Raw genomic sequence first — 25,555 nt, forward strand, 5'->3', positions numbered from 1 at the left:
CTCAACGTTGGAAAAAGGGAAAGCGTCATTCGGCTTCATCCTTGGACGTATCGCCCTCGCGATGGATGAGGCGGTAAAGCGCAGGAAGCACCAGCAGCGTCAAAAGCGTGGACGAGACGATGCCGCCGATGACCACCGTGGCGAGAGGACGCTGTACTTCAGCGCCGGCACCGACGTTCAGTGCCATGGGCAGGAAGCCCAGGCTGGCGACCAGGGCAGTCATCAGCACAGGTCGCAAGCGTCCCGCTGCCCCCTCGCTGACAGCGCGGTGGAGAGGCACACCCTGTTCCCGCAGGCTTTTGATGAAGCTGATCATCACCAGGCCGTTCAGTACCGCCACGCCCGAAAGCGCGATGAACCCGACACCGGCCGAGATGGACAGCGGAATGTCACGCAGCCACAGAGCCGCCACACCGCCGGTAAGGGCGAGCGGCACGCCGCTGAAAACGATGGCGGCATCACGTCCCGAACCAAACGCCATGAACAGCAGGCCGAAGATCATCACCAGCACTACGGGCACCACCACCATCAGCCGCTCGCTGGCCGAGATGAGCTGCTGGAACGTGCCGCCATACTCCACCCAGTAACCTTCAGGCAGCTGGACTTCATCTCCGACGGCGGCGCGCAGCTCCTCGACGAACGAGCCGAGATCGCGTCCGCGGACGTTGCTGGTGATAACCACACGCCGCTTGCCGTTCTCGCGGCTGATCTGATTCGGGCCTGGAGCCACCTCAACCTTGGCCAGCTGCCCCAGCGGAACGAAACCGCGATCAGCATCGGCCTCTGTCGAACCTGACACCGGTACAGGCAGTGATTCCAGCGTGCGCGTGTCCTGACGCAGGTTCTCGGGCAGCCGCACGACGATGTCGAAACGACGATCACCTTCGAATACCTGGCCAACGGACTCCCCACCCAATGCGACCGATACGGTCTTCTGCACATCGTCGATTGCCACGCCATAGCGCGCCAACGCGTCCAGGTCAGGCGTAATGGTCATCAACGGAAGGCCCGAGACCTGCTCCAGCTTCACGTCCGCTGCGCCAGTGATCCGGTTGGCAACGTCCTCGATCTGGCTGCCGATCTGTGCGAGTTGATCCAGATCGTCGCCATAGAGCTTGATCGCCACTTCCGCGCGCACGCCGGCGATCAGCTCATTCATGCGCATCTGCACCGGCTGAGTGAACTCGTAGTTGTTGCCGGGGATGGCTCTGACGGTCTTCTCCAGCTCGGCAATCAGCTGGGCCTTTGGTTTGCGCGGGTCCGGCCACTGGTCCCGATCCTTGAGCATGATGAAGGTGTCGGCGACCGACGGAGGCATCGGGTCGGTCGCCACCTCGGCAGTACCGATCTTGGCCACCACCTCGTCGACTTCAGGGAACTGCTTGATGGCAGCTTCCAGCTGGCGTTGCATGCCGATGGCTTGGGTAAGGCTGGTTCCGGGGATGCGCAGCGCGTGCAGGGCGATATCGCCTTCATCCAGGTTGGGGATGAACTCTGTACCCATGCGACTGGCACCGATGCCGGCCACCACGGTAAGTGCAACCGCTGCGCCGACCACCCACCTACGGGCACTGACCGCCCGCTCCAGCAGAGGGCCATACAGGCGGGTTACGCCACGCATGACCTTGGTTTCCTTCTCGGACACCTTGCCGGTGACGAACTGCGCCACGGCAGCCGGCACGAACGTCAGCGACAACGCCATGGCACCGGTGAGGGCGATTACCACGGTCAAGGCCATGGGATGGAACATCTTTCCTTCCACACCCGACAACGCGAAGATCGGGATGTACACCGCCGCGATGATGAACAGACCGAACAGGCTGGGCTTGATGACCTCGGCGCTTGCCGAAGCGGCCAGGGAGAATCGCTCCTCGCGCGTTAACAGGCGTCCCAGCGCATGCTGGCGTTCGCCGAAGCGGCGCAGGCAGTTCTCCACGATGATGACCGCGCCGTCCACGATCAGGCCGAAGTCGAGCGCACCGAGGCTCATCAGGTTGGCCGATACCCGGTTCTGCACCATTCCGGAGATCGTTAGCAGCATGGTCAACGGGATGACCGCAGCGGTGATGAGCGCGGCGCGCAGATTGCCCAGCAGCAGGAAGAGCACCGCGATGACCAGCAGCGCGCCCTCCAGGAGGTTCTTCTTCACCGTTTCAATGGTGCGATCCACCAGCTCGGTTCGGTCATACACCGGGTGCGCACGAACGCCCTCGGGCAGCGTGCCGTCGATCTCCTTCAGCTTGGCAGCGGTGCGCTGGGCGACGGCCCGGCTGTTCTCGCCGATCAGCATGAAGGCCGTGCCAAGCACAACTTCCTTGCCATCCTTGGTGGCGGCGCCGGTCCGCAGCTCGGTGCCTTCGTGGACATCAGCAAGATCGCCTACCCGCAGCGGCAGCCCCTCTCGATTAGCCACCACGATCTTGCGCAGGCCGTCCATGTCGGCAACCTGCCCAGGCACGCGTACCAGGTATTGCTCGCCGCTCTTCTCGATGTAGCCCGCACCGACGTTCGCATTGCTGCGGGCAACGGCCTCCATGACGTCCTGCAGGGTCAGGCCATAGGCCTGCAGCTTGCGGGGGTCTGGCGTGATATGGAACTGGCGGACGTAACCGCCCACGGTGTTGACCTCGGTCACGCCCTTCAGGTGCCGCATCTGCGGGCGTACCACCCAGTCCTGCAGGGTACGCAGTGCCATTGGCGTCCAGGTTTTCTCAGCTCCTGGTTCGGCCTCCACGGTGTACATGAAGATTTCGCCCAGGCCCGTGGCAACCGGTCCCAGTGTTGGCTTCAGGCCATTGGGCAACTGGGAGGCCGCCTGCTGCAGACGCTCAGCAACCTGCTGGCGGGCGAAGTAGATATCCGTCCCATCCTCGAATACCACGGTCACCTGCGAAAGGCCGTAGCGCGAGATTGAGCGTGTGTACTCCAGACGTGCCAACCCGGCCAGTGCGGTTTCAACCGGGAAGGTCACGCGCTGCTCGGCTTCCAGTGGCGAATAGCCAGGGGCTTCGGTGTTGATCTGTACCTGTACATTGGTAATGTCAGGCACGGCGTCGATGGGAAGCTTGCTGTAGTTCCAGATGCCCAGGCCGGACAGCGCCAGCACGAGCAGCAGCACAAGCCATCGATGCGCGATGGACGCGCGAATGATTCGCTCTAGCATGGGATGCCCCTCAGTGATCGTGGCTCGCGCCAGACTTTTCGATGTCCGCGCGAATCAGGTAGCTTTGCTCGCTGACATAACGGGTACCGGGCTTGAGGCCACCGAGTACCTCGACCAGCTGCCCATCGCGCTTGCCGAGCTCAAGCATGCGCACCTCATACGTGTCGCCCACCTGTGCGAAGACCACGGTGAAGTCACGGAAGCGCTGCAGCCCGGATTCCTTGACTGCCAACGGGACCTGGGTTTCGGACAACACGACCTCGGCCGACACGGCCATACCCGGGCGCCACCGGCCGTCTTCATTGGGGATGCTGACCCGTGCGACTACGCTTTGGCCGGCACTGGCCAAGGGGAGCAGGCTCTGCACCCGTCCTTGGGTTTCATGGGCGCCAGTGGCTGAGCGAAGCGTCACCACCTGGCCTGCAGCAAGCCGCTCGGCGTCGGTGCCCAGTGCCCGCAGGTCTACCCATACCTCGGAGAGGTCGGCGATCTCGAACAACGTGTTGTCTGCCGCCACGTCCCCAACGCTGGTATTACGCGCCAACACGATTCCGCCAAACGGCGCGATGACGGCATAGCTGCGCATGCTGTCGTTGCCCTCCACCGTGGCCAGAGTCTGGCCCGCACTGACCCGCTGGCCCATCTCGACTGCAACGCTGCGCACCACGCCGGGAAAGCGTGCTTTCACTGCGGCTTGCCGCGCCGTGTTAACCGTCACGTTGCCCATCAAGGTCACTGTGTCGCGGATGCTGGCACTGCCTGCTGCTTCCACCACGATGCCCGCGTCCTTAGCTGCTTGTGGTTCGATTCGCGTACGGCCTTCATAGGAGGGGTAGTTCCAGCGATGGGACTTGCCTGCTGCGGTGACTTCGGCCACCACATCGAACGAGTGCGGCTCAGTGACCTCCCCACTGCCGACGAGGTAGCCGTTCTCCGGCTTGAAGCTGAAGGTATTGACCTCGCCGTCCAGACGCTTGAGCTGCATGCTCGCCTGCACTTCGGAAGGCGGAATCGGTTTGTCGTTGCGATACGCGTAAAGACGGAAGTGTGGCGGCGTGTTGGTTTCGTAAACGGTGATCTCGAGGGAAAAATCGCCGTCACGCAGCATGCGCCCTCGATTCGGCCCTCGTTCGTAGTCGGCGGATGCGGCAGCTGTCTCGGTAGAGGCTTCGGTCGCGGCTTTGTCACCGCCGCAGGCGGAAAGGACCAAGGGGAACATGATCAGGAATGCGTAGCGGTTCATGGGCGGATGTCCAGAGCGGAGGCGGTGAGGCGATCTGCCTCGACCAGCAGTCGGAGATAGCGGGCGGCGGCTTCAACTTCGCGCTCGCGAAGGTCGAACAGGGTCTTCTGCGCCTGGCCCAGCGCCAGATAGGAGAATCGGCCCTCCTCGAAGCCGCGCCGGCTCTGCTTCAGTGCTGCCTCGGCCTTGGGCAGCTGGCGTTCGCGTACCGACTCGACCTCCAGCTGCGCTTGCCGCAATTGCTGGTAGATATCGAAAAGTTCCTGTTGCAGTTCAACGGCCTGCGCTTGGCGCCGGGCACTGAGGGCAGACAGCTCGTGGTCGACTTCAGAAACGGAATACGCTGATCGCTTGCGGCTGCCCAATGGGACAGAAACCGACATCACCAATCCGCTGTCTTTGGTGGCTTCCAGCCGGCGAATGCCCAGGCCCACGCTGACATCTGGCCGGGCGGCGGCAAGCGCCACGTTACGGCGCGCGGTCAGCACGCCTGCCTGGGACTCAAGAAGCTGTTGCTGAGGTGTCGAAGGCAGCTTCGCGGCCATCGCCTGGAACTGCTCAAGGGGGGGCAGCACCGAGGTATCACCAGCGACGGCGCCAAAGTCGACCGTCAACGCACCCCATGAAGCTGCGAGCGCATGGCGTGTCGACTCCAGACGCTCCAGCGCCTGATCGCGCTTGAGTTCGGCGTCGGCAACTGCGATTTCTGCCGCTCGCAGGTCGGAATCAGGATTGCGCGCCGCCGAGACCCAACGCCCGACCTCTCGCTGCAGGGCGCGCGCCATCGCGATGCGCTCCTGCGCGTGTTCCACATGCTCCTGCGCGGCCAGCACATCGATGAACCGTCCTGCGGCTCGGGTGGCGATGGTTACGCGAGTCACGTCCCCTGCCCGTTGGGCCGCGTCGATCTCCGCGCCGCCCAATGCCTGTCGCGCAGCGCGCTTGCCGCCAAGTTCCAGCAGGCGGGATACGCGGAACGTTGCCTCAGCGGCATCCATCCCTGAAACGCTGCCGCTGCCAGCAACGTTCTCCAGTTCCCCGCCCAGAATGATTGGCGCCGGCAGGCCCTCCCGGGCTGCACGGCTGCGGGTTGCCTCCAGCTGGGCGGCATCAGCTGCGGCGCTCGGATGACTGCCCAGGGCGCGGGCGACCGCTTCCTCCAGGCGCAGAACTTCGGCGGCATGGCCAGGCACGGCCATACCGCAGGCGCCGGCAACGGCCAGCGCCCACACACTACGGAATTTCACGGAAGCCTCCGGAAAGATGTCAGAACAACGCGCTGCCGCCCGCTAAGGCAGGCAGCAGAACAGGCCGCGCGGACGCGGCAGGCGTTGTCAGACGATCGGAGGCCGGAAGGGCGAGGCGGGATAACCCAAAGGCACGCGCAGCAGCCGCAATGTGGGCACGTCGGCGCTCAGTGCGAGAGCGACTACCTGGTGGTAGCCATTGAACAGGCTCCCTGCGAAGCTTGCGTCTGCCTGGTGCAGCACGCTGTGCGCACCAGAGGCGTGGTCGTCGTCGAGGTTGTCACTGGCTCCGGCCGGATGGGAATGCCCATGGTCGAACGCAGCGGCGATGTCGTGCTCCAGACCATGCAGTTCGCTCAGCTGGATCACCATCGGCCGCGCCACAACACTCAGCAGCATCAGCGCGAAAAGGCTGATGCGGGCGAGCACACGGTGGCGGGCGGAAAGACGCATGAGATCTAGGGTAAATGTGGCACGTGGCCTTGTCGAGATGGTAGGACGAATGTTTGCAGAGGAGCGTACCCGGCTGCCCCGGGCACGCCCTCCTGGCCTGGTCTTACATTTTCTTCAGCTGTTCATACTGCCCGCCCGTACGCAGCAGCAGGGTGACCGGTTCCTCGCCGCGGTTGCGCCAGAACCAGCCGTGGTTGCCCGTAAAGGCGGCCAGAAGTACGCCCTGGTCGGACGCCTCACCTCGCCCCTTCTCATAGCTGATGGCACGACCACCGCCGTCACCATGGGTGTCGAAGTTCACCACCCCGCCCTGGACCGACCAAGTGTAGGTCGCACGCTCGCCTTCCTTCATGGAAAGCTTGATTTCGGTACCCTGACCGGGCGCCAGCACGACTTCGGCTTCGTCACGCCATTCCATGGCTGCGGGCGCTGAGGCCGAAGCAGCGGCCGGCTTGGGAGTGACTTCGACTGTCTGGCGATCCCGCGTGGAGACCTGGGTGAGCACGGCGAGGCCCTCCTCGGCCCGGGCATCCATGGCCGCATCCGCTGCGGCTTCTTCGGACAGTTGCTGCTTGATCTGTCCCATCTCGGTCAGACCCAGCATTCGGCCTATACCCAACGGATCCACGGCGTGTTCCGCAGGCAGCACGACACCGATGAGAAGCACGACGGCGATGCCGGCGGCGATGAGGGTAGTGCGCGCCAGCTGACGGCTGCTGGGGAGGTCACTTTCGAGGGGCTTGCTGTTGTACATGATGGTAGGGATCTCTCAAGGATTCAGGAAATGGCGTAGCCGGTCAGCTGCATGCCGATCAGGACGAAACCTGCGCAGAGCATTGCCGCGTTGGCGAAGTAGGCGTGCTTGAAGAAGCTGGCGGTGCGGCGCCAGTAGCCCATCACAATCAGGATGGCGCCCAGGGCAAGCATCTGCCCCATTTCCACCCCGACGTTGAAGGCGAGCAGGTTCGGCAGAAGACCATCGGGGGAGATGTCGTACTCGATGATCTTGGTGGACAGGCCAAAGCCATGGAACAGTCCGAACACCAGTGTCGCGACCTTGGTATTGGGCTGGAAGCCGAACCAACGCTGGTAGGCACCGAGGTTGTCCAGCGCCTTGTAGACCACTGACAAGCCGATGATCGCATCGATCAGATAGCTGTTGATGCCCACATTGAAGAGCACACCCAGCAGCATCGTCGTGGAATGACCGATGGCAAACAGGGTGACGTACAGCGCGACATGCTTCATCCGGTAAAGAAAGAAGATCACGCCCAGCAGAAACAGAATGTGGTCATACCCGGTGGCCATATGCTTGGCGCCCAGGTAAGCGAAGGCGATCAGATTTACCCCTGATATTTCTTGGATGTAACCCTTGTCGCCCTCGGCGATGGCATGCGCCAGAGCACCATCGGCAGTGAAAACAAGCAGCAGCATGGTTATCGCTGCGAGCAGCGTACGCGGCCAGTGCGACGGCATGGCCATGGGATGGGTACGGGTGGATAACCCGGAATGTGGTCTGGGGATCATGATGGAGTTCTTGAGTGACATGACATGCCACGGTCCTCCGTGCCGCGCCCCGCCACAGGCGCACTGCAACGCCATGCAGATGTGTGCCAGGGCACGCATGCACGTCGTTACCGCGCGGTGGCGCAGGAGTCAGCCGGATCGTGGCCGGAATACAGAGGGGAACTGCGATGCGTCTAGCCGCAAGCCAGCCGCATGCCCGCAGAAAGCAGGCAGCGCGGCAGACATGCGCCCGGCATCAGGCCGCGACGATTGGAGGCCTGAACAACGATGAGCAGTGATGGGCAATGAACGCTGCCTGGCGATGCCAGGGGTGCGCACCACGGCCGATGGCTGGATCGTGGAGTGCTACGTCCAGCAGGATGCCAAGTGACCCGCCCAGATCGGACTGGTGCAGCACGCCATGGCCGCCCGACGCGTGCAGAGGATCCCGATCTGCAGCATCCCGATCGCCCGCGTGCGGATGTCCATGTTCGGCTGCGGTCTGCACCATGTGCTGCAGACCATGCAGCTCGCCAAGATGATTCAGCACCGGGCGCAGGAACATGCTCGCCACCAGCATCAGAAAGATGCTGGTGAGCAGTCGCACATTCGATATCCGGCGCAGTGATGTCATGCTCAAAGACTAGTGTGTTGCTGGATCAAAGTCGACACGAAAAAGGGGGTTGTTCAGCGTGCGCGCGCTACTGGGCATCTCTGGTGACACGTCGTTCATCCGGGCCAACGGGTATGGTTGTCATCGATGACAAAACGGTGCGAGTGGCCTTGTTCCGTATGCGCGTGTTCCTGCATGTGCGGATGGTCCGCAGGGAGATCATCATGTCGGTGGGTGATTGCGTCAGGATCATTCGCAGGCCAGGTACGCCAGGCGAATAGAAGCCCCGCGCAGGCCACCACCGCGAGCGCCAGAACCGCCACCGGCATGCCCAGGCGTGCCCCCACGGTACCGGCCAGTGGGTAGGCAATCAGCCAGCAGACGTGGGAAAGCGAGAACTGCGCGGCGAACAGGAAAGGAAGGTCAGTGGACTCTGCCGAGCGCCGTAGCAGCCGGCCGCCGGGTGTCACCAGGCCGGCGTAGCTCATGCCCAGCAATGCCCAGCCGGACAGCACCAGGGGCCAGCCGATCGCGGAGGGCGTCAGCCACCACGTAACCCCCAAGGCGGTAAGCACCGCAAGCATCATGCTGGCTGCAGACAGCATCACGCGACGGTCCGGTACGCGGTCCAGTACCTTGGGAAGAACCAACGCCATCAGCATCGAGCCGCCGCCGAACGCAGCCAGGGCCCAGGCGACCTGGGCTTCAGCACCGCCCAGCACGTTGCGCACGACCACCACCGTATTGACGAATACCATCGCACCACCCGCGGCAGCGCACAGGTTCAGCGCCAGCAGGCCTTTCAGTCGAGGCGTCTTCAGATAGATACGCATGCCACGGATGGCCCGTGCATAGGGGCCTTCCTTGCGCGGCGAGGCTGCAACGAACGGGAATGCCGTGACCACGACCAGCAGCGCTGAGCAGACGAAGCCCACCGACGTGCCAGCGAAAAGGCCATGGAAGCTGATCAGTGTCAGCAGGGCCGCCGCCAGCGCAGGGCTGAGCAGGCTTTCCAGGTCATACGCCAGCCGCGACAAGGACAAAGCACGGGTGTAGTCGCGCTCTTCCTTGAGGATTTCCGGAATGGTCGATTGGAACAGCGGCGTGAAGCAGGCTGATGCCGACTGCAGAAGAGCGATGAGCAGGTACACCTGCCAGATCTGATTCACGAAAGGCAGGCACAGTGCCGCGGCCGCGCGCACCAGATCAAGCCCGATCAGGACCGGCTTACGCAGATTGGCTGGCACGACCGCGCCGGACATAGGCGCGAGCAGGACGTAGACCACCATCTTGATGGCCAGTGCCGTGCCGAGCACCTGGCCGGCCTGCGCGCCGGCCAGGTCATAGGCGAGCAGCGAAAGCGCCACGGTCGCCAAGCCAGTACCGACCAACGCAATCACCTGGGCAGCGAACAGATTCCTGAAGGTCGGAAAACGGAGAACCTCGATCATGGCTGTCCTCGGAGGAATGGAGTGCAGAAATGCCAATACCCTGCGGATCGTAGAACGATCCGCAGGGCCGGGCGTGAAACTGTGGAAGGGAACGTACTCAATCGGTTTCCGGCGCCGGCAGTGGGTCCTCGATGCCCGCTGCCTTCCTGCGCGCAGTCCTGCGCAGCACCAGCCCACACAGTGCCGGCAGGACGAACAGGGTCAGCACGGTGGCCGTGATGAGGCCGCCGATGACCACGGTTGCCAACGGCTTCTGCACTTCAGCACCCGTGCCGGTTGCGATCGCCATGGGCACAAACCCCAGTGAAGCAACCAAGGCCGTCATCAACACGGGCCGGACGCGCTCCATTGCACCCTGCTCCACCGCCTCGTCCGGCTCCATGCCGTCATGCAGGCGCTTCTTGATGGCGGAGATCAACACCAGTCCGTTCAGCACCGCCACACCCGAAACAGCAATGAACCCCACTGCTGCCGAGATCGAGAACGGAATGCCGCGCAAGGCCAGCGCGAAGAAGCCACCGGCCAGCGCCAGCGGTACGGCCGTCAGCACGGTGCCGGTCAACAGCCCGTTGCCGATGGCCATATACAACACCGCGGCAATCAGGATGAAGCACAGCGGCACGATGATGGCCAAACGCTGGGTAGCTGCCTGCAGGTTCTGGAACTGCCCGCCCCACTCGATCCACGAGCCAGTCGGCAGTTGCACCTGCTGTGCGATCGCTACCTTGGCATCGTCCACGAAGCTGCCCAGATCACGCCCCACGACGTTGGCCTCTACATAGATCCGGCGCTTGCCGTTGTCACGACTCACCTCGTTCAGACCCTGCGTGAAGCGGAAGCTGACCAGCTCACGCAGCGGCACCGAAGGGCTGCCTTCCTGATTCCCCGGCGGCAGCATGACCGGCACCGCACCCAGGACGTCCAGATCACTTCGGTCGACGCGGGGCAGTCGAACCACCACATCGAAGCGGCGATCGCCCTCAAAGATCTGGCCCGCTTGCCGTCCGGCCAACGCGGCCGACACCGTATCAGCCACATCCTTCACGGTCAGGCCATAGCGGGCGATCGCTGCGCGATCAAACGCCATGTCGAAGGTCGGGAAGCCACCGGTCTGGGCCACACGCACATCCGATGCCCCGGGAATCTTCTTCAGCACAGCAGCAATTTTGTCTGCGCTGGTGGCCAAGGCCGTCAGGTCTTCGCCGTAGATCTTCACCGCCACGTCGCTGCGCACACCACCGATCAGCTCGTTGAAGCGCATCTCGATCGGCTGCGTGGCGTCGTAGTTGTTGCCCACCAGGAACGCGGTCTTCTCGCGGATGCGCTCGATGACCTGCTCTTTGGTCTTCACACCATCAGGCCACTGGTCCTTCGGTTTCAGGATGACGTAGTTGTCCGATGCGTTGGGCGGCATGGGGTCTGCGGCAAGGCTCGCCGTACCCGCCTTGGAGTAGACGGTCTGCACCTCGGGAAGCGTCAGCACAGCCCTTTCCAAGGGAAGATCGATGGCCACCGACTGTTCGATGGACGTGGAGGGAATACGAACGGAGGACAGGTTCAGGTTCTGCTCGTCCAGTGTCGGCATGAACTCACGTCCGACGAAGGAGAACGCCACCGCGCCGGCCAGCAATACGCCCAGTCCGCCGGCAAGATATGGCATCGGTTGCCGGATCGCATTGCGCAGCAACGGTTGGTAACGGCTCTTCGTGGCCGCCACGACACGCACTTCCTTCTCGGAAATGTGGCCCTTCAACATGACAGCGACCATCGCCGGAACGAATGTCAGCGAGAGGACAAAGGCCGATGCAAGCGCCAGCATCAGGGTGATCACCATCGGCGAGAACATCTTGCCTTCCACGCCCTGGAACGTCAGGCACGGAACAAAGACGAGGAAGATGACCGCCTGTCCGTAGATCGTCGGGCGGACCATCTCCTTGGAGGACGCGATGGTCTCGTGCAGGCGCTCGCTCAGAGTGAGGATTCTACCTTCGGCATGCTGACGCTCGGCCAATCGTCGCAGTGAGTTTTCGACAATGATCACAGCACCGTCGATGATCAGTCCAAAATCCAGCGCTCCCAGGCTCATTAGGTTGCCGGAGATGCCCAGCTTGTTCATGCCGATTGCGGTGATGAGCAGGGACAACGGAATTACCAGTGCAGCAATCACTGCCGCACGCCAGTTCCCCAGCAACGCGAACAGGATGACCACCACCAGCAGCGCGCCCTCCGTCAGGTTCTTGGCGACGGTCTTGATGGTCGCCACCACCAACTGCGAGCGATCCAGCGTCGGGACGATGCTCACACCCGGCGGCATGGTCTTGCTGATCTCCTTGAGCTTGTCGCCGACAGCGGCGGCCACGGTGCGGCTGTTGGCGCCAACCAGCATCAGTGCGCTGCCCACCACCGTTTCGTAGCCATTGCGGCTGGCGGCACCTCGCCGCAGCTCGCCGTCGATCACCACCCGCGCGACATCACCCACCGTGACCGGAACACCGTTGCGGTTACCCACCACGGCCCGCGCGATCTCATCCACCGACCGGATACGGGCATCAGCTCGCACCAGATAGGACTCACCAGAGCGCTGGATGTAGTCCGCACCCACCGAAAGATTTGCATCCTGCAGCGCGTTCGCCAAGTCGGTATAGGAGAACCCGTATTCGGCAAGCTTGGCTGCATTGGGCTCGACCACATACTCCTTCACGTAGCCGCCCAGGCTGTCGACGTCAGCCACGCCCGGCGTCGTGCGCAACTGCGGGCGCACGATCCAGTCCTGTACCGTGCGCAGGTACGCTAGGCGCGCCATATCATCGGTCAGGCGATCACCCTGGTCGGTCAGGAATGAACCATCGCTCTGCCATCCGGGCTTGCCATCGTTGCGTGGAGCGTCCTTGCCATCGGGGTGTGTGAACTCGACGCTGTAGTGGAATACCTCGCCCAGGCCAGTGGAAACCGGCCCCATCAGCGGCTCGGCGCCTTCGGGAAGCTGCGGCCGGGCCTGGGTCAAGCGCTCGGTGACCTGCTGGCGCATGAAGTACAGATCGGCACTTTCATCGAAGATGACCGTCACCTGGCTGAAACCGTTGCGCGAGAACGAACGCGTGTTGGCAACGCCGCGCAGGCCCGCCATCGCGGTCTCGATGGGATAGGTCACCCGCTTTTCCACCTCCACCGGGCTGAGCGTGGGGATGACGGTGTTGATCTGCACCTGCTTGTTGGTGATGTCCGGGGTGACATCGATCGGCAGCATGTTCAACTGCCAGGCACCGATGACCGAGATCACCAGCGTTATGAACAACACCAGCCAGCGGTGCCGCACGGCACCTGTAAGCACCTGTTCGATCATCACTCGTCTCCGCCGGACTTGTTCATTTCTGCCTTTACCAGGAAGGCGTTGCGGGTTGCTACACGGGTTCCTGCGGAAACACCGGAGAGGATCTGCGCCATTCCACCACTACGCACGCCTACGAACACGGGCTGGGCGTTGAAACCCTTCTCCGTGCGCACGAACAGCACGTCCTTGCCATCGATGTTCTGCACGGCTTCTTCGGGAACGGACATCCCACCGGACTGCCCGGCTGACGCCACAAGGCGCACCTGCACGCCGTCACCGACGACAAGTCCGGCACCAGCGTTTTCCGGCGTAATCACCACGGTGGCAGCTCGCGTCAATCCCCCCACCGCCGTCGCTACAGAACGGACCTTGCCTGATACCACGGTGCCGTCAGAGCGCACGATGGTGGCTGGATCACCGGAGCGGATCCGGCTGGTATCACCCGCGCGCACCGATGCCTGCACCTCCACGCCATTCGAGCCGGTGACGCGATAGAGGGTGGCCTGTGGTTCAACGAATACACCCAGTGTGGCCTGGGAACTGCTGATGGTCCCGGCGATGGGGCTGACCACCGAAACGCTGCCGCCGCCATCGACGTTGGCGGTGCGAGCCACCAGCGCAGCCCGTTGCGCTTCCGCCTGTGCCGACAGGTAGGCAGCTTGGCTGGCTTCGGCCTCCTGGCGGGCAAGCACCCCCTGCGCCAACAGCGACTGGTCCCGGCTGGCATTCTTCTGCGCCAGGGAAAGACCGGCATTGGCCACGCGCAGATCTGCTGCGATGCGTGCGCCATCAGGGCTGGCGACCCGTGCAAGGATATCGCCCTTGGCGACCTTGTCGCCCACCTGGCGCAGCACCTCGGTCACGTTGCCTGCGGCCCTGGATACCACCACGGCTTCGCCACCCGGAATGGCAACGACGGAGCCGGCTGCGCCAATGTTGGCTGCTACATCAGCGGAGGTGACAGCCTCAACCGCAATGCCGGCTGCTCCTAGATATGCGTCTGGAATGGCAACGGCCTGCACGCCGCCGGTATCTTCTGCGGCAGGGGGTGCAGCGTCTGCCGAGGCGGGCGCGTTGGAGGACTGTGAAAGGCGGGCGATGCCGAAGCCTGCGCCAAGCGCCAGCGCGGCGACGCCAAGCATGCCCAGAGTATTCACGGAAGGAGTATTTCGCTTCATTCAACGGTCTCCGAAGACGATCTGGCCATTGGCCATTGCAAGTGATGCGTAAGCACGGACTCGCGCAAGGCGCGCATCGACGACCGCCAACCGCGCATCAGTCAATGTGCGGCGGCTGAGCAGCAGTTCCACCAATGGCGTGCGGCCGGCCTCATACCCCAGCCGGCCCATGCGGTAGGCCTCGGCCGCGGCTTTTTCACCCTCGGCAGCTGCCTCGAGGCCGCGTCGTGCCGCAGCCACCTGGGACAACGCGGTAGCGCGATCTGCCTGGCTCTGCAGGCGCGCAGCGTCCAATCGCGCCCTGGCCGCGTCGGTACGGGCGCGGGCGGCGCTGATGCCGCCACTGTTGCGGTCGAACAGCGGTACGGACAGCGAAAGGCCCACGACCAGCGCGTCCCCACCTGCTGCAAAGCTGCGACGCCCTGCAGACACGTTCAGGTCCGGCGCACGCTTGAGCCTTTCGATACGCAGTTGGGCTTCGGTAGCGTCCACGTCCGCCTTGGCTGTCAGCACCGCCGTGGCATCGCCTGCGGTTGCGCCCACCGTTGGCCAGTCGCGCTCCAGAAGGGACTGGCCCACACCTGAGTACGTCTCGGTCTGGCCGGCCAGCACCGACAACTGCTCAAGAGCAGCCGTCGTCTCGGCATCGCGACTGGCAGCAGCCGATTGCGCCGCGCTCAGGCCGGCCTGGGCTTGGGCGGAACGAAGGCTGGCCTCTTTGCCAGCTTCCACCAGAGCCTTGGCCGCACGCAGGTCGCCCTCGGCGCGCTCCACATCCTCCTGCGCGATTGCCCGGCGAATCAGGCTGGCCTCGGCAGCGGCGTAGGCCACCGCCAGCGCTGCCGAGAACTCAACCTGCGCTTGGTGTTGCCGAGCTTCGGCCGCCTGCAGGCCCTTCTCGCCCGCCTGGATACGCGCGCTCCGCTGGCCGAAGATCTCCAGCGGCTGGGTCACGGTGTAGGTGGTCTGGCGCTGGCTGCTGCCATTGCTTAAGGGTGCGTTGAGATTCTCGACAAGGCCGTCGATAGTGGGGTTGCGCAATGCTCTGGCCTGCCGGGCATCGCCGGCGGCCGCTGCGGTGTCGAAGCGCTTTTCCTGCAGGTAGGGCGATTGCGCCCTGCTCTGTTCCAGCAGATCTTCGTAGGTGGGCGCGTCGGCAGCCCACGCCACCGATGTGCCGGCCAGCGCCAGCAGTGTCGACAAGGCAAGCAATGAGTACTTCATCCAGGGGTCCAGTGCAGTGATGCCGCATCAGCGGTCGTCTCATGCACTACGCGGCCGGTGTGCCGCTCCCCTCAGATCTGGAGTTTTTTTTACCTTCCCAACGCCGAAGCCAGCTTTGCCCGGGCACGGAGCACCCGGCCCTCGATCGTTTTCAGGCTGATGCCCAGCGCAGCGGCTGCTTCGACCTGGGACAAGCCTACGAATGCCGTCAGCACCAGTGCCTCGCGCAAGGCGGGATCGATACTGTCCAGCACGCGCATCACGCTGGCGAGTTCAAGACTGGAACTGGCGCTCTGTTCCGGGCCGGCCTGGTCCGATACCAGCGTTCGGCTCTCTTCATCGTCGATGGGCCGGGCTTTGAACAGGAAGTAACGCACCCGGCGGAAACGTTGGGTATCGCGAACCTTGTTGATTCCGATACGCATCAACCACGGAAGCACCGGGCGAGCGGGGTCATACTCAGCCAACGCGCGCCACGCCGACACGAACGTTTCCTGCACGACGTCGTCCACGTCGGTTTCCGGAACGCCCATGCCTCGCACCATCTGGGTGATGGCCGGCGAGTGCCTGCGCACCAGGCGCGCGAATGCCGCTGGGTCACCCGCAGCAGCTTCGACGGCCCAGTTGTTGTCTTCCTCGATCGTCACGCTCGGGCCATGCTTTCAAGGGGAATCGTTGCGCAGCGCGTCCAGCAGCGCCTTGTCGTAGGCAGCGCGGTGATCGGGCTTCAGCCCCGCACGCATCTCGAAGACGTGCTCCAGCGTGATGCGCTGCAGATCGCCCGCCGCGCGCTCGACCTCCCTGCTTGCCGCCTCTACCTGCGGACTCCAGCGAGGATCAGCCGCAATGGCATCGGCAAGTTGACGGTTGGCGATCCGCAGACGCGCCTCGATCTCGCCCCGGCGCGTGGCGAACAGCTGCTCTTTGGCCTGCAGGATGTCCTTCTCAGAATTATCCAGGGGCACCACGGCGTGCAGCCGCTCATGCAGGTCGCTGTGGCCGGGGTTGAGGTAGTGCCAGCCCCAGCCGATGCCGAGGGCGCAGACCACGCCGATGACCGCGCCGGCCAGTGTCGCCAGAGGCAGGCGCATGGCGGTTCCGATAGCCATCAGCGTTCCACCAGCAGGGCGTAGGGGGACATGGCAGCCGGCGCCGCGACCCAGGTGGGCCGCGGGTTGGACTGGGTGACGAGGAATGCAGAGCCCACCCCGCCACAGGTCAGCACCGCAGACAGCGCCGCGCAGGTTACAGCGCGGCGGAGCTCGCGGCGTCCCGCCCATTTGGCAGGTGGCGGCTCCTGGGCCAAGCGGGCCAGCAGCGCATCGGTTCCCGCGCTGGCATCTGCGCGCGTTGCGTTTGCGGCTTTTGCAAGCCAGTCATCAAGGTTGTTCATCTGCAGATCTCCTCGTCCACATACTTCATACGGCTGCCAGGGCGGTTTCCCCTCGAACACTAGCAGTTGATGAACGTAGTATCTGAATAGACCAGCCTAGACCAGCCGGAATCTGTTCCTTCGCGAGAGCCGTCAACGATGTCTGCTTCCGGCCAGAATCAGACACGTTGCCCCCAAAAAGTGCCACTCGCGCGGAACCTAGTTCTCCAAAGCGGTTCTACGCGCAGACTCTTCTCGACTACGCGCCATGAAACTCCTGCTCAGCTGCCGTCAATACGCTGCGGGGGTCCGTCTGAAGAACTTCGATAGGAGTGGCCGCACCAAGGAGCGCATGGCGAGTCATAAACCACTCTAATTCGCCCCAACCTGTGGACCGGCCCTGTGCGTCCAAGAACAGACCACTTTCACGAAGAACTCCTACGATCTCCGCAAGAAATGGGAGAGGTCGTCCATCTTGTCCAAATTGCCATGGAGGGTAACGCCAGCTACCACCGTGGATCTCCCAATAGACAGCTAGAACGGTCCCCGCTCCTCTAAGCTGATTCATCTGCTGGGCCACGTCTTGACCATCGAGTGCGAAGCGCTTGGCCACCTCTACGGAGGTCAGCCAATTGCACGCAAGGCGGCCTCTCCGCTCAGCGGAAGCCGCCTCCGCTGAGCACGATGGCTCATTCTTTTCAGACAGGTTTGAACCTTCAGGTCCCATGTGGAGATCACCAGAGCTCGTCCTCTGGATCTTAGCGCCATTGATGACGGGTGGCAGCACGACACCAGCCCAGGCCTGACGGGGAGCTCTTCAAGAAAGTGGCAATGCACGTCATCATAAGTTGGCCATTCCGGCCAACTTACGCCTCTCAGGATGCCCCTGCCTTACCGCGTCTAGCTGTACTCGGAAATTCCAGCAACTCGGGGCCAACTCATGCTTTCGATGTCAGTAACAGTTGGCCTTCACGGCCAACTTATGGTTACACCCACACATCGGACAACAATAGGATCATCAATTGGTGGGCCCACCAGGATTCGAACCTGGAACCAAAGGATTATGAGTCCTCTGCTCTAACCGTTGAGCTATAGGCCCGTGCAACGTGAAAGTGTAGTTGAGTCAGGCCTTCTCTCGCCACCGACCGGCCGCAGAAGCGTGCCTCAGCCGAAACCATTGCCCATGGCCCGGACCCGAGCTGCATTCTGTCCGGCCACTTCTAGCAGCACCTTGGAGCGCAGCAGGCCAGACGCTGCAACCCGCTCCCAGAAATCTACCGCGAGCGGAGCCGCCCATTGCAGGTGATCCAGCTGGCCTGCGCGCCGTGGTGCGACCGGGGGGAAGCGGCGTTGTCGCCCGCAGAACGCCCGTTCGCGAGGGGGCCAGGGACATCGGCAGCATGTCGTAGGCAGGGGCAAGCGGCAACGCCCCCCGATCCAGCAGATGGAAGCCGACGTTGCCCTGATGCATGTTTGTATTGCCGATCAATTGCCCAAAGGCGTGCAGCCGCGACAGGGCGGTTGTGGTCTCCTGATGGATCCACCGCTGCGCTCGCAACTGCTCACCCGCCTGCCCCCAATCCATGGTTACGTCACCCACATACGCGGAGGACAGGGCCAACAGCGACACGAATCCACGCCGTCCCAGGGTGCCCGGCGAGCGATCAAACCGCTTCACCTCCAGGAAGGAGTGGCTGTCGGTCTGGATGAGCGACGATTCTGCTGCAGATACACCCGCCTCGCGCAGAACCTCAAGCGCCAGATGCTCGCAGACCAACAGGTCTGCCCATCGCTCGGCAGCCTCCCCCGCGCCTGGCAGGGCGAACTTCACCAGCGCGGCATAGCGGCCGCCATCGTGCTCGACCGTCGCGGTGAACTTGGGCTGTTCGCCGCCGGGCGAGGAACCCACATCTTCGCCTTCCAGCGCAGCAGTTGCCCATTCGGGATAGCTACGAATTAATTTACGAAAAAAGAAAACCCCGCCGAGGCGGGGTTTTCCAGTTCACGACACAACCGCTGGAATCAATCGATATCCAGGAAGCTGCGCAGCTGTTCCGAGCGGCTCGGGTGACGCAGCTTGCGCAGCGCCTTTGCTTCGATCTGGCGGATGCGCTCGCGGGTCACGTCGAACTGCTTGCCGACCTCTTCCAGCGTGTGGTCGGTGTTCATGTCGATGCCGAAGCGCATGCGCAGCACCTTGGCTTCCCTCGGGGTGAGGCCGGCCAGCACGTCACGCACGGTTTCAGACAGATTGATGTTGGTGGTGTTCTCGATCGGGGACTCCACATTGGTGTCCTCGATGAAGTCGCCCAGATGGGAATCCTCGTCGTCGCCGATCGGGGTTTCCATCGAGATCGGCTCCTTGGCGATCTTCATCACCTTGCGGATCTTGTCTTCCGGCATGTCCATTTCCTTGGCCAGCTCCTCCGGCGTGGCCTCGCGGCCGTACTGCTGGAGCATCTGGCGGGAAATGCGGTTCAACTTGTTGATCGTCTCGATCATGTGCACCGGAATACGGATGGTGCGCGCCTGGTCGGCGATCGAGCGGGTGATGGCCTGGCGGATCCACCAGGTCGCATACGTGGAGAACTTGTAGCCGCGGCGGTACTCGAACTTGTCCACGGCCTTCATCAGGCCGATGTTGCCTTCCTGGATCAGGTCGAGGAACTGCAGGCCGCGGTTGGTGTACTTCTTGGCGATCGAGATCACCAGGCGCAGGTTGGCCTCGACCATTTCCTTCTTGGCCTTGCGCGCCTTGGCTTCACCGTAGGCCATGGCACGGCTGATTTCCTTCAGCTCTTCCAGGTCCAGCTGGGTCAGCTTCTCGATGTCGATCGTGGCCTGCTGTTCGGCAATGATCTGGTCCTTCACCTCACGCAGCGCCGACGACCACTTCTGCTTGCGCTTCAGTGCGTCTTCCACCCACTCCAGGTTGGTCTGGTTGCCTTCCCAGGAGCGGATGAAATCCTTGCGCGGCATGCGCGCGGTGACGGTGGCCAGGTTCAGCACGCGGCGCTCATGGCTCTTGATCTCGGCCATGGTGTCGCGCAGCTGCTTGGTCAGCACGTCGGTCAGCGGCAGCGGCAGCTTCAGAGTGACGAACACGGCCGACATCTCTTCGCGCAGGCGCGGCAGGTTCTTCTTGTCGCCCTTGCCGGCGGCCTTCTTGAAGGCATTGAAGGCATCGCTCAGCGCCTGCATGCGCGCGGCGACTTCCTCCGGGTCCGGACCGGTCGGTGCGGCTTCCTCATCGGCGCCGTCGACATCATCGTCCTCGTCCTCGTCGGCTTCGGCGTCGGCATCGTCGCTGTCATCGGCGGCGGCCGCCGGCGGAGCCGGCTCTTCGTCGGTCAGGTCGTTGAAGCCGACGATCACTTCGGCCAGGCGCTTCTTGCCTTCCTTGTGGGCTTCGTAATCGGACAGCAGCGATTCGACCGACACCGGGAACTGGCCCAGTGCGGCCTGTACCTGGCCCAGGCCTTCTTCGATGCGCTTGGCGATGGCGATTTCGCCTTCGCGGGTCAGCAGCTCGACAGTACCCATTTCGCGCATGTACATGCGCACCGGGTCGGTGGTACGGCCACCTTCGGTGTCGAGCGCGCTCAGCGCGGCAGCGGCTTCTTCGGCCGCGGTGTCGTCGACTTCGCGGTTGCCGGTGTTGCCGTCGTTGAGGAGGAGAGTCTCCACATCCGGGGCAACTTCATGGACATCAATGCCCATGCCGTTGATCATGCCGATGATGTCTTCGATCTGTTCCGGGTCGACCATGTCGTCCGGCAGATGGTCATTGACTTCGGCGTAGGTCAGGTAGCCCTGTTCCAGGCCCTTGCTGATCAGTTGCTTGATTTCGGATTGGGCAGGACGTTCGTTGGCCATGTAGTGCTCGCGCCACCGGCTGGGTAGGAAATAGGGAACGTAGCATTATACCAGCCCGGGGCCCCGCCTGCCGGGCGGTGGTCCCGGCGGCTTCAGGGCCTGAGAAGGAAGGTCACGGGACCATCATTGACCAGGCTGACGATCATATGGGCACCAAAGCGGCCCGTTTCCACCCCTGGCGCGTGATTTTCACGGCAGATGTCGACAAATCGATTGAACCCGCGTTCAGCCTCGGCCGGCGGTGCCGCAGTGGTGAAGCTGGGGCGCATGCCCGACCGGGTGTCGGCCGCCAGGGTGAACTGGCTGACCAGCAGCAGGCCGCCGCCGGTATCGCGCAGCGAGCGGTTCATCTTCCCGGCTTCATCGGCAAACACCCTGTAGCCCAGCAGGCGCTCGGCCATGCGCTGCAGCTGCGGCTCGGTGTCGCCCGGCTCCATCCCCACCAGGGCCAGCAGGCCAGGGCCGATCTGGCCGACGGCCTCGCCATCGACGTGGACGGCGGCCTGGCTGACGCGTTGGATCAGGACGAGCATCTGTGGGTTTCCGGTCGGGGGGCCGGCCACGATAGCAGCGCCCTTGGCTAAACTTGCGTGGATGAACCCGCAACGCAAAGCCCGGCTGGCCTATCGCGCCACCACCCTGTTCACGCGCCTGCCCTGGCCGCTGCTGCGCGGCGTCGCGCAGGCCCTGGCCTGGGCCTGGATCCGTCTCAACGCCCGTGAGAGTCGCGTCACCCGCCGCAACCTGGAGCTGGCCTACCCGGATCTGGACCCCGTTGCGCGCGAGCGCCTGCATCGCGATCTGCTGCGCTCCACCGCCCTGCAGGCCATCGAGACCCTGCGCCTGTGGAGCCGCCCGCCGGCCGAGAACCTGCGCCTGCACCTGAAGCAGCGTCACGGTGAAGCGCTGTATGACGCGGCGCTGGCCAGCGGCAGGGGCGTGATCGTGGCCGCGCCGCACTTCGGTAACTGGGAGCTGCTGAACCAGTGGCTGGCCTCGCGCGGACAGATCGCCATCGTCTACAAGCCGCCGGAGGATGAAGCCAGCGACGCGTTCCTGCAGCTGGTGCGGGGTGGCCAGAACGTGCAGCAGGTGCGCGCCGAGGGCCCGGCGGTGCGCCAGTTGTTCAAGGTACTCAAGGATGGTGGCGCCACCGGCATCCTGCCGGACCAGCAGCCGAAGGCCGGTGACGGCGTGTTCGTTCCGTTCTTCGGTGTGCCGGCGCTGACCATGACCCTGGTCAACCGCCTGGCCGAACGCACCGGCGCCATCGTCCTGTATGGCTGGTGCGAGCGCATTGGGCCGGACATGGAATTCGCCCTGCACGTCGAGCCGGCCGACCCCGCAGTGGCCGACCCGGACCCGCAGACTGCGGCCACCGCCCTCAACGCCGGGATCGAACGCATCGCCCGCCGCGATCCGGCGCAGTACCAGTGGACCTACAAGCGCTATACGCTGCGGCCACCGGGCAGCGGCGAGGATGATCCCTACGCGACCGAGGAACACCCGCACTGAGTCCCACCGTGCCGCCCTGCGACCGGCGGCCGCAGCACGTTGAATACGACGCCGGCGCCCCCATAGAGACTGCGATGTCCGCCTCCCCCGGTCCTGCCATGCCTGCTGCCTCCTCCCTGTTCGGCGACCCGGCCGCGATCCGCTGCGAGCGCGCGGTCGCGGAACTGCGCGCCGGTCGCCCGGTCCTGCTTCACGACGGCCAGGGCCAACGCCTGGCCGTGATCGCGCTGGACAGCGCCACCGCCAGCAGCTTTGCCGCCTTTGCCAGCGCAGCGCGCGAGCGTCATTACCTGTTCCTGACGGCGACCCGCGCCCGCGTGCTGGGGGTGGAGGCACCTGACGGTGTGCGCCTGCCGCTGGCCGGTATCGCCTTCGACGCCCTGCCGACGCTGGGCTACCTGCGCGAGCCCGGGCCGATGCCGGCTCACTGGACCGCAGGCGATGCCTTCGATGCCGGCGCGGTTGAACTGGCCCGCCTGGGCCTGCTGCTGCCGGCCATGGTCGCGGTGCGCCTGGATGCGGGTGATGCGACCTTCGACGGCGCCGCCGACGTCGCCCTGTGCGACCTGGCCGAAGGTGCGGCGCACGCCGCCCACGACTATGAGCTGGTTGCCCGTTCGCCGGTACCGCTGCGCGATGTCGGCATGACCACCTTCGCGGTGTTCCGCGGCGGCGTTGCACAACGCGACCAGGTGGCGATCATCGTCGGCGACCCGGACCTGTCTGCCGTGGTGCCGGTACGCGTGCACTCCTCGTGCCTGACCGGCGACCTGTTCGGTTCGCTCAAGTGCGACTGCGGGGACCAGCTGCGACGCGGTCTGCGCAAACTGAAGGAACTGGGCGGCGGCGTGCTGCTGTACCTGGACCAGGAAGGCCGGGGAACGGGCATCGCTGCAAAGATGCGCGCCTATGGCTACCAGCACGACGGGCTGGACACGATCGACGCCGATGCACAACTGGGCTTCGGCGCCGATGAGCGACGCTATGGCAGCGCCGTGGCGATGCTGCGCGGCCTGGGCATCAGCCGCGTGGCCCTGCTCAGCAACAATCCGACCAAGGCACAGCGCCTGCGCAATGCCGGCATCGAAGTGCTGGACTGCATTCCGGTCACTGGCGAGATCACGGCCGAGAACGAACACTACCTGCGCACCAAGGCCGACCGTGCCGGCCATCTGCTCGATGTCGATGCACTGATCCAGGCGGCGCAGTAGCGCGCCCGACCTGCTACCGTCTGCGCGGTGCGGCTGCGGCCGCCCCGCCTGCCCTGCCGCCCGACGGAGCCCGTGTGACCGACCAGCCTCTTTCTGCTGTGCCCATCAACGACTGGCAGCCGCTGCCGGCCCGCGCCGCACGCCTGGCCGCGCTGGAAGGCGCATTCGGTGGACTGTTCGTGCCAGGCGCACCGCTGGCAGCCGCGTGGTGGTTCTTCGATCTGCCTGCCGGGCTGTGGGGTGCAGCGTCGGGCCTGCTGGTCGGCGCCCTGTTCGGCGCGTGGCTGGGCCATCGCCGCCTGACCCGCACACGCTGGCGCCTGGACGCACAGGGCCTGGGCCTGCGCAGGGACCTGATGTGGCAGACCGAAACGCAGGTACCGGTCTCGCGCGTGCAGCACCTGGATCTGCGCCGTGGTCCGCTGGAGCGGCGTGCCGGCCTGGCGACGCTGATCGTGCACACCGCAGGCACCCGCCTCAGTGCCGTGACTGTCAGCGGCCTGGATGATGCCGACGCCGAACGCCTGCGCGACACCCTGGCCCACCAGCTCGACCAGGACGCCGACGCCCTGTGAGCCAGCCACCGCCCCTGCCGCCCCCGCTGCCACGCGGCGGCGACGAACAGCGCCTACACCCCTGGTCATGGCTGTTCGTGCTGCTGATGCAGCTGCGGCACTACTTCCTGCCGTTGGTCGCGCTGCTGGTGTTCGGCCAGCGTGGCGACCGCGACCCGCTGTGGGCGCAGTTGATGCCGCTGCTGGCCATCGCCGCGCTGGTGGTGGTCTCGGTGCTGCAGTACCTGAGCTACCGCTACCGCATCGGCAGTGATGCGATCACCGTGCGCAGCGGGCTGCTTGCGCGCAACCGCCGGGAAATTCCCTTCGCCCGCATCCACAACGTGGAAGTGCGGCAGAACCCGTTGCACCGGCTGTTCGGCGTGGCCGAGCTGCGCCTGGAGTCGGCCGGCGGCGTGCGCCCGGAGGCAGAGATGCGGGTGCTGCGGTTGGACCAGGCATTGGCACTGGAGCAGTTGGTGAAGCAGCGCGGAAAGGCGCCTGGCAACGCACCGGCTGCCACCGCCGACCCGACCGATGAAGTGCTGCTGCGTATGTCCACCGCCGAAGTGATCCGGCTGGGCCTGCTGTCCAACCGCGGCTGGGTGCTGTTCGCCGCCGCCATCGGTGCGCTGCTGCAGGTGATCCCGCGCCGTTCGCTGGACGGCGTGATCTCCAGCGGAGGACGCGAGGCATTCGGCTACGCCAGCCAGCTGCACGAGGGCCTTGCCGGCCTGCTGATCCTGGCCGCGCTGGTGCTGGTCGCAGGCTGGCTGCTGATGCGCCTGCTGTCGGTGGTGCTGGCCCTGCTGCGCTATGCCGGCTTCACCCTGACCGAGCAGGAACACCGGCTGACGGTCGCGGCAGGCCTGCTCAGCCGCACGCGCAGCAGCGTGGCGCGCCGGCGCATCCAGGCCTGGACCCTGCGTGAAGGCACCCTGCAACGCTGGTTCGGGCGGCGCCAGCTGCAGATTGACAGCGCTGCCGGCGGCCCCACCCGCGAGGAAGATCGGGCGCTGCGCGAACTCGCGCCGCTGGCACCGGCCGCCGACTGCGATCATCTGGTGCAGCACCTGCTGCCGCAGCTGCAGTGGCCGCCCGCGCAGTGGCAGCCGGTGCCGCAGCGCGGCTGGTGGCGGTTGTGCCTGGGCAGCGTACTGCTGGTGCCGTTGCTGGCCGCCGCGATGTACTGGCGCTGGGGAACACCCGGCCTGCTGGTGCTGGGCTGGCTGCCGGTCGCGCTGTGGGTCGCCCATCGGCAGATGGCGCGCATGGGCTGGCATCTGGATGATCGCTACGTCGCGGTGCGCGGCGGATGGTGGAGGCGCTGGTGGCGCTGGGCGGAACTGGACAAGCTGCAGGGCCTGCGCCTGCAGCGCTCGCCGCTGGACAGGCTGCTGGGCACGGCCAGCCTGCAGTTGGACACCGCAGGCGCGCATGGTGATGTGGCGCTGGCGCTGCATTACCTGCCGCACGCACAGGCACGGGCACTGATGGCGCAGCTGGCCGCCGCGCTGCCGCGCCGCAAGCTGCGCTGGTGATCCGTTGCCGCCCTTCCGCGCCTGGCGTGGATCTACTATAGAGCCGAGCCCATGCTCGGCTTGCCACAGCCGAGCGT

The 25,555-nt window shown here is 64.6% G+C and carries 21 protein-coding genes and 1 tRNA gene; 4 read left to right on the plus strand and 18 right to left on the minus strand.

Annotated features, from left to right (window positions below; genetic code table 11):
* Positions 1-25 precede the first annotated feature (25 nt).
* The 18 genes from N7367_RS05815 to dtd all read right to left on the minus strand — a co-directional run bounded on the left by N7367_RS05815 (position 26) and on the right by dtd (position 21,190).
* Positions 26-3,163, minus strand: a complete 3,138-nt coding sequence (locus N7367_RS05815; protein ID WP_046984180.1) for a CusA/CzcA family heavy metal efflux RND transporter — start codon at positions 3,161-3,163, stop codon at positions 26-28.
* Positions 3,164-3,173: 10 nt separating this feature from the next.
* A complete protein-coding gene (locus N7367_RS05820) occupies positions 3,174-4,406 on the minus strand; it encodes an efflux RND transporter periplasmic adaptor subunit (RefSeq protein ID WP_279941945.1) in 1,233 nt (410 codons plus the stop codon).
* Positions 4,403-5,653: a TolC family protein gene (locus tag N7367_RS05825; RefSeq protein WP_279941946.1), complete on the minus strand. Its 1,251-nt coding sequence runs from the start codon at positions 5,651-5,653 to the stop codon at positions 4,403-4,405. Before N7367_RS05825 ends, N7367_RS05820 begins: the two co-directional genes overlap by 4 nt.
* 87 nt (positions 5,654-5,740) lie before the next feature.
* Positions 5,741-6,106 carry a hypothetical protein gene (locus tag N7367_RS05830; protein ID WP_279941948.1) on the minus strand — a complete coding sequence of 122 codons (366 nt, stop codon included), beginning with the start codon at positions 6,104-6,106 and terminating at the stop codon, positions 5,741-5,743.
* 103 nt (positions 6,107-6,209) lie between these two features.
* The gene (locus N7367_RS05835; protein ID WP_279941949.1) at positions 6,210-6,860 is read right to left on the minus strand and encodes a transmembrane anchor protein; all 651 of its coding nucleotides are present in this window, start codon (positions 6,858-6,860) and stop codon (positions 6,210-6,212) included.
* Between the two features lie 23 nt (positions 6,861-6,883).
* On the minus strand, positions 6,884-7,540 hold the full coding sequence (locus tag N7367_RS05840) for a HupE/UreJ family protein (RefSeq protein WP_229301257.1): 657 nt from the start codon (positions 7,538-7,540) through the stop codon (positions 6,884-6,886).
* 328 nt (positions 7,541-7,868) lie between these two features.
* On the minus strand, positions 7,869-8,219 hold the full coding sequence (locus N7367_RS05845) for a hypothetical protein (protein ID WP_049444365.1): 351 nt from the start codon (positions 8,217-8,219) through the stop codon (positions 7,869-7,871).
* Positions 8,220-8,341: 122 nt separating this feature from the next.
* Positions 8,342-9,676, minus strand: coding sequence for an MFS transporter (locus tag N7367_RS05850; RefSeq protein ID WP_046984174.1), 1,335 nt, complete (start codon positions 9,674-9,676; stop codon positions 8,342-8,344).
* A gap of 97 nt (positions 9,677-9,773) precedes the next feature.
* Positions 9,774-13,019 carry a CusA/CzcA family heavy metal efflux RND transporter gene (locus tag N7367_RS05855; RefSeq protein WP_279941950.1) on the minus strand — a complete coding sequence of 1,082 codons (3,246 nt, stop codon included), beginning with the start codon at positions 13,017-13,019 and terminating at the stop codon, positions 9,774-9,776.
* Positions 13,019-14,029 (minus strand): efflux RND transporter periplasmic adaptor subunit, encoded by a 1,011-nt coding sequence (locus tag N7367_RS05860; protein ID WP_279941951.1) that lies wholly within the window; start codon positions 14,027-14,029, stop codon positions 13,019-13,021. The genes N7367_RS05855 and N7367_RS05860 overlap by 1 nt, the downstream gene beginning before the upstream one ends.
* A gap of 156 nt (positions 14,030-14,185) precedes the next feature.
* A complete protein-coding gene (locus tag N7367_RS05865) occupies positions 14,186-15,409 on the minus strand; it encodes a TolC family protein (RefSeq protein ID WP_279941952.1) in 1,224 nt (407 codons plus the stop codon).
* 89 nt (positions 15,410-15,498) lie between these two features.
* Positions 15,499-16,056 (minus strand): sigma-70 family RNA polymerase sigma factor, encoded by a 558-nt coding sequence (locus N7367_RS05870; RefSeq protein ID WP_143048169.1) that lies wholly within the window; start codon positions 16,054-16,056, stop codon positions 15,499-15,501.
* A 15-nt stretch (positions 16,057-16,071) separates the two neighbouring features.
* Positions 16,072-16,518 (minus strand): periplasmic heavy metal sensor, encoded by a 447-nt coding sequence (locus N7367_RS05875; RefSeq protein ID WP_046984169.1) that lies wholly within the window; start codon positions 16,516-16,518, stop codon positions 16,072-16,074.
* Positions 16,518-16,802 carry a CnrY/NccY family anti-sigma factor gene (locus tag N7367_RS05880; RefSeq protein ID WP_279941953.1) on the minus strand — a complete coding sequence of 95 codons (285 nt, stop codon included), beginning with the start codon at positions 16,800-16,802 and terminating at the stop codon, positions 16,518-16,520. Before N7367_RS05880 ends, N7367_RS05875 begins: the two co-directional genes overlap by 1 nt.
* A 1,002-nt stretch (positions 16,803-17,804) precedes the next feature.
* Positions 17,805-17,880, minus strand: a tRNA-Ile gene (locus N7367_RS05885).
* Positions 17,881-17,904: 24 nt separating this feature from the next.
* Positions 17,905-18,690, minus strand: coding sequence for a HipA domain-containing protein (locus tag N7367_RS05890; protein ID WP_279941954.1), 786 nt, complete (start codon positions 18,688-18,690; stop codon positions 17,905-17,907).
* 113 nt (positions 18,691-18,803) lie between these two features.
* Positions 18,804-20,657 (minus strand): RNA polymerase sigma factor RpoD, encoded by a 1,854-nt coding sequence (gene rpoD, locus N7367_RS05895; RefSeq protein ID WP_053517130.1) that lies wholly within the window; start codon positions 20,655-20,657, stop codon positions 18,804-18,806.
* A gap of 92 nt (positions 20,658-20,749) precedes the next feature.
* The gene (gene dtd / locus N7367_RS05900; RefSeq protein ID WP_053517128.1) at positions 20,750-21,190 is read right to left on the minus strand and encodes a D-aminoacyl-tRNA deacylase; all 441 of its coding nucleotides are present in this window, start codon (positions 21,188-21,190) and stop codon (positions 20,750-20,752) included.
* A gap of 61 nt (positions 21,191-21,251) precedes the next feature.
* On the opposite strand from dtd, the gene N7367_RS05905 reads away from it, so the two are divergent.
* The 4 genes from N7367_RS05905 (at position 21,252) to N7367_RS05920 (ending at position 25,478) form a co-directional block, all read left to right on the plus strand.
* Entirely contained in the window at positions 21,252-22,172 is a 921-nt protein-coding gene (locus N7367_RS05905; RefSeq protein ID WP_065174456.1) for a lauroyl acyltransferase, read from the plus strand.
* 74 nt (positions 22,173-22,246) lie between these two features.
* On the plus strand, positions 22,247-23,383 hold the full coding sequence (ribA, locus tag N7367_RS05910) for a GTP cyclohydrolase II RibA (RefSeq protein ID WP_279941955.1): 1,137 nt from the start codon (positions 22,247-22,249) through the stop codon (positions 23,381-23,383).
* 74 nt (positions 23,384-23,457) lie between these two features.
* Entirely contained in the window at positions 23,458-23,958 is a 501-nt protein-coding gene (locus N7367_RS05915) for a PH domain-containing protein (RefSeq protein WP_065181593.1), read from the plus strand.
* On the plus strand, positions 23,955-25,478 hold the full coding sequence (locus tag N7367_RS05920; protein ID WP_279941956.1) for a PH domain-containing protein: 1,524 nt from the start codon (positions 23,955-23,957) through the stop codon (positions 25,476-25,478). The genes N7367_RS05915 and N7367_RS05920 overlap by 4 nt, the downstream gene beginning before the upstream one ends.
* Positions 25,479-25,555: the final 77 nt, after the last annotated feature.

The organism is Stenotrophomonas sp. GD04145 (assembly GCF_029835135.1).
GTDB classification, from domain to species: Bacteria; Pseudomonadota; Gammaproteobacteria; order Xanthomonadales; family Xanthomonadaceae; genus Stenotrophomonas; species Stenotrophomonas maltophilia_P.